The organism is Ilumatobacter sp. (assembly GCF_049588435.1).
In the GTDB taxonomy this organism is placed as follows: Bacteria; Actinomycetota; Acidimicrobiia; order Acidimicrobiales; family Ilumatobacteraceae; genus Ilumatobacter_A.
On record NZ_JBAVYV010000447.1, the window covers coordinates 1 to 2,135 of the forward strand.

2 protein-coding genes are annotated in these 2,135 nt (G+C 65.3%); both read left to right on the plus strand.

Annotated elements, in window-relative coordinates; translation table 11 throughout:
* Nucleotides 1-720: ABC transporter permease (locus tag WBV89_RS17235; protein ID WP_423982572.1), on the plus strand; the 720-nt coding region annotated here is incomplete at its 5' end.
* A 79-nt stretch (nt 721-799) separates the two neighbouring features.
* Entirely contained in the window at nt 800-2,095 is a 1,296-nt protein-coding gene (locus tag WBV89_RS17240) for an ABC transporter substrate-binding protein (RefSeq protein WP_423982573.1), read from the plus strand.
* Nucleotides 2,096-2,135 lie beyond the last annotated feature (40 nt).

The window sequence follows — 2,135 nt, forward strand, 5'->3', positions numbered from 1 at the left end:
GGGATCGGGTTCCTCCTCGCGTGGGAAGCGGTCGTCAGGATCTTCGACATCGCACCGTTCACGCTGCCGTCGCCCTCGGCGATCTGGACGGCGTTCGTCGACCGGTTCGACCAGGTGGCGGATGCGACCTGGGTGACCGGACTGAACGCGCTGATCGGGTTGCTGCTCGGCGTGCTCTTCGGGGTGCTCGCCTCTCTCCTGACCGTGCGCTTCATCCAGGTCGAGGCGCTGCTGACCCCGGTCGCGGTCGCCGTCAACGCGATTCCGATCGTCGTGATCGTCCCGATCCTGAACAACATGCTGTTCGGCACGACGAGTCAGCTCCCCCGTCGGCTGATGGTCATGCTGATCGTGTTCTTCGTCGTGTTCGTGAACGTGAGCAAGGGACTCCGACAGGTGTCGGCGACCCATCTCGAGTTGATGCGCTCGTATGCCGCCAGCCCGAGTGAGATCATGTTCAAGGTGCGCGTCCCCAACGCCACCGGCTACCTCTTCACCGCCCTCAAGATCGCCGCGCCGCTCGCGGTGATCACCGCCTTCGTCGCCGAGTACTTCGGTGGCGTCCAGAGCGGTCTCGCCACCGGCGTCCGCAACAGCCTCAACGGCAGCAAGGACGTCACCTGGGCGTACGTGATCGGAGCGTCGGCCCTCGGCCTGACGTTCTACCTGATCTCCAGCGGGCTCGAGAAGCTCCAATGGGGAAGACACCAGGCGGACTGAACACCCGCCACAACAACCGACGAACACCCGATCATCGATCGGACCGAGCGGAGGCTTGCCTCCGAAGGGGAGAGACATCATGAAAAAGTCCATCACGAGGGCCACAGCCGGTCTCGCAGCTCTGGCGCTCGTCGCCGGTGCCTGTGGGAGCGACGACGACTCCAGCTCCACCGCCGACACGGCATCCGACGACACCGAGGTCGCGTCCGACGACGCGGCCGAAGCGGAGAGCGACGCGGCCAACGACGACGTCGAGGCGACCGATGACACCGCTGCCGATGAGGAAGCGACCGATGACACCGCTGCCGATTCGGGCGACGACGCGGCGAGCGGTGACTGCGACTCACTCGACGAGGTCAGCCTGCAGCTCCAGTGGTTCACGCAGGCACAGTTCGGCGGCTACTACGCGGCCGTCGATCAGGGCTTCTTCGAGGACCAGTGCCTCGACGTCGAGATCAAGGAAGGTGCAGTCGAAATCGTGCCACAGACCGAACTCGCGAACGGCAACGCCGACTTCGCGATCGCGTGGGTTCCCAAGGCGCTCCAGACACGGGAAGCCGGAGCCGACATCACGAACATCGCCCAGGTGTTCGAGCGCTCGGGGACGCTGCAGGTGAGCTTCGCCGACAACGGGATCACCTCGCCGACCGATTTCGAGGGCAAGACCATCGGCAACTGGGGATTCGGCAACGAGTACGAGGTGTTCGCCGCGATCGGCGAGGCCGGTCTCGACCCGGCCACCGACGTCGATCTCGTCGGTCAGCAGTTCGACATGATCGCGCTGCTCGAAGGTGAGATCGATGCCGCCGAGGCGATGACCTACAACGAGTATGCACAGGTGCTCGAGGCCCCCAACCCGGACACCGGTGAGCTGTACCAGCCCGAGGACTTCAACGTCATCAGCTACGAGGACGAAGGCGTCGGCATGCTCCAGGACGCCATCTGGGCCGACGCCGCTCGCCTCGCGGACGACGAGGCCTACCGGGATCAGGCGGTGCGTTTCGTCGCAGCCGCCCTCCAGGGTTGGGCATACTGCCGCGACAACGTCGAGGAATGCGCGACGATCGTCACCGAGGCGGGTTCGACCCTCGGGGCCAGCCACCAGCAGTGGATGATGAACGAGGTGAACAAGCTGATCTGGCCCGCATCGGGCGAGAGCATCGGCCTGATCGACCAGGCCGCATGGGACCAGACGGTCGAGATCAGCCAGAACACCCCGAACCTCGAGGGCGCCACCGTGCTCACCGAGGATCCGGGCGACGGTGCGTTCACGAACGACATCGTCACCGAAGCGATCGCCCTCCTCGACGGGGTCGACCTCGTCGGTGCGGACTACGCGGCGATCGACGTGACGTTGAACGAGGGAGGCGAGTGATCACGCCGTCCGCGTCCTGACACGTGAACCCCCGAAAATG